This window comes from Anabaena sp. CA = ATCC 33047, from assembly GCF_963870205.1.
GTDB lineage: Bacteria > Cyanobacteriota > Cyanobacteriia > Cyanobacteriales > Nostocaceae > Trichormus.
In genome coordinates this window covers 196787-201628 of the sequence record NZ_CAWMSA010000035.1, presented here as the reverse complement: position 1 = coordinate 201628, position 4842 = coordinate 196787, and the positions used below count along the sequence as shown (strand labels likewise).

The window sequence follows — 4842 nt, the reverse complement described above, 5'->3', positions numbered from 1 at the left end:
CCCTACACCCCTACACCCCCACACCCCTACACCCCTACACCCCTACCTCACAGCACTCCCTTAGAACTGGGAATAGTGCCAGCACGACGGGAATCTACTTCTACAGCCATGCGTACAGCCCTAGCGAATGCTTTAAACGTCGCCTCAATAATGTGATGGGAATTAATCCCGTCTAATTGGCGAATGTGCAGCGTCATTTGGCTATGGTTCACCAACGCCACAAAAAACTCCCGCACCAATTGGGTGTCATAAGTTCCTACACGCTGGGTAGGAATTTCTAAACCATAGCTGAGGTGAGGACGACCAGAAAAGTCTAATGCTACTTGTACTAAAGCTTCATCTAAAGGTGCTAAAAAATTGCCAAAACGGACAATCCCTTTTCTATCACCTAATGCTTTATGTAAAGCTTGCCCAAGGGTAATACCCACATCTTCATTTGTGTGGTGATCATCAATTTCCCAGTCGCCTGTAGCTTTGACATCCAAATCAATTAAGCCGTGGGAAGCAATTTGATGCAACATGTGATCCAAAAACGGAATACCCGTGGCTGCTTTACAGATGCCACTGCCATCTAGGTTGATAGTAACTTGCACATCAGTTTCACCAGTGGAGCGATGCACCGAGGCAATACGAGGGGCTGAAGATAAATTAATTTGGGGATAATCGCTGATTTGCATAATACTGGGGATTGGGGATTGGGGATTGGGGATTGGGGATTGGGTAAGAAGCTAGGGGCAGAATTTATTCAATTTTGAATTTTGAATACTTCGACAAGCTCAGTACAAGTTTTGAATTTTGAATTTATTTGCCCCATGCCCAAATTTTATTACATACCCGTAATTTCATATCCTGCATCCACGTACAGGACTTGTCCGGTGATGCCACTAGCTAAATCACTGGCTAAAAAAGCCGCAGTGTTACCTACTTCAATTTGGGTGACGGTACGACGCAAGGGGGCGACTTGTTCGACGTGATGAATCATATCTAAAATGCCACCAACGGCACTCGATGCCAAGGTGCGGATAGGCCCGGCAGAAATGGCATTGACGCGAATATTTTGGGAACCGAGTTCAGATGCTAGATAACGTACACTAGCTTCTAAACCTGCCTTAGCAACTCCCATGACGTTGTAGTTAGGAATTGCCCTGACAGCACCCAAATAGGACAGGGTGATGATACTTCCGCCCTCTGTCATTAAAGGTTTAGCTGCACCACTTAACTGTACAAGTGAATAAGTGCTGACATCTAAGGCTGTGGCAAAACCAGAGCGAGATGTTTGGCTAAAATCTCCACTTAAATCATCTTTGTTAGCAAAGGCCAGACAGTGAATCAAAATGTCTATTCTGCCCCACTTCTGGCGGATTGTCTCAAAAGTAGATTGAATCTGTTCGTCGTTTTGGACATTACAGGGTAGGAACAAACTGGGGTTGAGAGGTGCTACCAGTTCGGCTACTTTCTTCTCCATTTTGCCACGTTCATCTGGTAGGTAAGTAATGCCTAGATTGGCTCCGGCGGCGTGTAGTTGTTGAGCAATGCCCCAGGCGATAGAGCGATTATTGGCAATCCCTGTCACCAGAGCGTTTTTTCCTTTGAGATCCAGCATAGATATTTTTGATCTGATTCATGTGATGATTGATTAGTACAGCTTGACAGAAATCACTAGCCAGTCAAAGAGGTGAATTAGCTATGTTGGAAGATTTCTTCCCTTCTGCCTAGCCTGACGGCTTGCCGTCGGCTACTGCCTTCATGTATTAGGAGCATACTAGAATCTGAGGTACGTTTGTCTTTGTTTTATCCATGATTATCAAAAAAGAGTATTAGTAAGGGTGTTTGTTGGATTTAAAATAAATATTATTCCTTAAGATATTTTCAAGATTACTTAAGTTTTTTTCTAAAAAACCTGATGGTTACAGCAAGCAGAAGTATCTATCAAGAACTGCTAGCTAAAAATAGCAAAAATTAGGTATCATTATGAACAAATAACTCTGAAGTTAGCGGTTTGAGTATAGGAAAGTACAGTAAGGTTAACGGTGTCTGATTGAGTTTTCAGGTGTATTCTTAGGTAATTAGTTTTTAGTTTTTTGTTGTTCTGGCATTGGGTAGGGGAAGGGAGATGATCGTGACACAAGATAAGGCCCTAGCAAATGTTTTTCGTCAGATGGCAACTGGAGCTTTTCCGCCAGTTGTCGAAACGTTTGAACGCAATAAAACGATCTTTTTTCCGGGCGATCCTGCCGAGCGAGTTTATTTTCTTTTGAAAGGTGCTGTAAAACTGTCCAGGGTGTACGAGGCAGGAGAAGAAATTACAGTGGCACTACTGCGGGAAAATAGCGTATTTGGAGTGCTGTCTCTGCTGACGGGAAATAAGTCGGATCGGTTTTACCATGCGGTGGCATTTACACCTGTAGAATTGCTGTCAGCACCAATTGAGCAAGTGGAGCAAGCACTCAAGGAAAATCCAGAATTATCCATGTTGATGCTGCGAGGTCTGTCTTCGCGGATTTTGCAAACAGAGATGATGATTGAAACTTTAGCTCACCGAGATATGGGTTCAAGATTGGTGAGTTTTCTGTTAATTCTCTGTCGTGATTTTGGAATTCCTTGTGCAGATGGGATAACGATTGATTTGAAGTTATCCCATCAAGCGATCGCGGAAGCAATTGGTTCGACTCGCGTAACCGTCACCAGATTACTAGGGGATCTGCGTGAGAAAAAGATGATTTCGATCCACAAAAAGAAAATTACTGTGCATAAACCTGTGGCCCTGAGCAGACAGTTCACATAAAAATCAAGTGGAAACAGAGGAGGTGGCGCGTGTTATATTTCAGTTAACACCATAGTTTGGAAGTCAATCAAAAATCTTGAGTAATTTCAGCTATTGCCCACCTCCTATCCTCCACATACCTCGACTGAAAGTAGTAGGCTGTATCTGGAAACCTTTCGGTAGCTGAAGATGACCACCGGGTACATCCTAATAGCAGCAATTTTAATTTTGGGAGGAGTAATTGCCACGGTTGGCGATCGCATCGGCACCAAAGTCGGCAAAGCACGCCTGTCTCTCTTTAAGCTGCGTCCCAAAAATACGGCGGTACTAATCACTATCCTCACAGGTGTGTTAACTGCGGCGACAACTCTAGCAATTCTGTTTCTGGCTGACGAAGGACTCAGAAAGGGAGTTTTTGAATTAGAAGATATTCAAAAAGACCTTAGACAAAAACGAGAACAACTCAAAGTTGCTGAAGAACAAAAAAGTCAGGTAGAAACTGAGTTAAAGAAAGCTAATCAGCAGCTACAAACCACCATAACTGAGAAAAGACAGGCAGAAACTCAGCGAGAACAAGCTAAAAAAGAAAAAGTCATAGTGCAGCGAGATTTAGCGCAAACTCAAGCTAAACTCCAACGGACTCAAAACCAGTATCAACGGGCAATAACTGAACTCGGCAAAGTTTACAATCAAATCAAATCTCTACAAACAGCGATAGCACAACTGAGGGCAGAACGGGAACGACTGTATGCAGAAGCGAAAAGAGCCATAGAACAGCGCGATCGCGAATTAGCCAATCGTCAAGCCGCTATCGAACAACGCGATCGCGAACTATCTAACCGCCAAGCTGCCATCGAACAACGCGATCGTAAAATTTCTCAACTCGACAAACTCATTCAAAACCGCAACTTAGAAATTACCGCACGAGAACAGGTAATAGCCAAACGCGAAGCCCGTCTTAAAGAATTAGAAAGACAACAGGATTATTTAGAGCAGGAAGTCGCAAGACTAGAAAAATATTACCAATCATACCGTGACCTACGTTTAGGTAAACTGGCTTTAGTACGTGGTCAAGTGATAGCTTCTGGTGTAGTGCGGGTAAATCAAGCTAATGAGGCTCGACAAGTGATCATGCAACTGCTGCAACAAGCCAACCGCAATGCTAGCATCGAATTAGCTGAACCTGGAACCAATTCAGCCACAACAGAACTACTACGTGTGACTCCAGACAGGATTGAGCAACTAATTCAACTAATTGATGATGGTAAAGAATATGTAGTCAGAATTTTCTCGGCTGGGAATTATGTGCGGGGAGAAAAGCAAATAGAATTTTTTGCTGATACAGCCAGAAATGTTTTAGTATTCTCCGCAGGTGAGGTCTTAGCAACTACTAATGCTGATCCGAAAACAATGACCTCATATCAAATCAGACAACGATTAGATTTACTCATTTCTGCTTCCCAATTCCGCGCTCGCAATGCAGGTATTGTGGAAAGTGTACAAATAGATGGTACATTTATTCGCTTTGTTTCCCTATTAAGTCAGTTTGAACAACCATTAGAAATTAAAGCCGTAGCCGCAGAAGATACTTACACAGTCGGGCCTTTGAGAGTGAAACTGATAGTAGTTCAAAATGGCAAAGTTGTTTTAAGTACCTAATTTATTTTTAAATTTTAATTTTTTAATTAATCATGACTTTTAGTGAATTTTCCCCGACACAACCAGTGATTTTAGGCTTTGACCCTGGTAAAGATAAGTGTGGGTTAGCAATCATGGGATTAGATCGACAATTGCATTATCATCAAGTCGTTCCTTCTCAAGAGGCTGTTACCACAATTGGTGTATTACGTCAACAGTTTCCTGTTTCCTTAATGGTGATGGGAAACCAAACCACAGCCAAACGCTGGAAACAGCAATTAAATCAAGAATTGGTAGAACCATTAAATATTGTTTTAGTAGATGAGCGTTATAGTACCTTAGAAGCCCGCGATCGCTATTGGCAGATGTACCCCCCCAAAGGACTAATAAAACTACTACCGCAGGGGATGCGCCAGCCTCCACGCCCCATAGATGACATT

5 protein-coding genes are annotated in these 4842 nt (G+C 42.8%); 3 read left to right on the top strand and 2 right to left on the bottom strand.

Annotated features, from left to right (window positions below):
- Nucleotides 1-47: 47 nt before the first annotated feature.
- Both hisB and fabI read right to left on the bottom strand, forming a co-directional pair.
- Complete coding sequence (hisB, locus tag AACS98_RS08460) at nucleotides 48-677, bottom strand: imidazoleglycerol-phosphate dehydratase HisB (protein WP_066378196.1); 630 nt, start codon at nucleotides 675-677, stop codon at nucleotides 48-50.
- 149 nt (nucleotides 678-826) lie between these two features.
- On the bottom strand, nucleotides 827-1603 hold the full coding sequence (gene fabI / locus AACS98_RS08455; protein WP_066378194.1) for an enoyl-ACP reductase FabI: 777 nt from the start codon (nucleotides 1601-1603) through the stop codon (nucleotides 827-829).
- Nucleotides 1604-2113: 510 nt separating this feature from the next.
- Here fabI and ntcA point away from each other — a divergent pair.
- The 3 genes from ntcA to AACS98_RS08440 all read left to right on the top strand — a co-directional run.
- Entirely contained in the window at nucleotides 2114-2785 is a 672-nt protein-coding gene (gene ntcA / locus AACS98_RS08450; protein ID WP_066378192.1) for a global nitrogen regulator NtcA, read from the top strand.
- 168 nt (nucleotides 2786-2953) lie between these two features.
- Nucleotides 2954-4423 carry a DUF3084 domain-containing protein gene (locus AACS98_RS08445; protein ID WP_066378190.1) on the top strand — a complete coding sequence of 490 codons (1470 nt, stop codon included), beginning with the start codon at nucleotides 2954-2956 and terminating at the stop codon, nucleotides 4421-4423.
- Between the two features lie 32 nt (nucleotides 4424-4455).
- The coding region (locus AACS98_RS08440) for a pre-16S rRNA-processing nuclease YqgF (protein WP_066378188.1) at nucleotides 4456-4842 on the top strand (387 nt) is incomplete at its 3' end.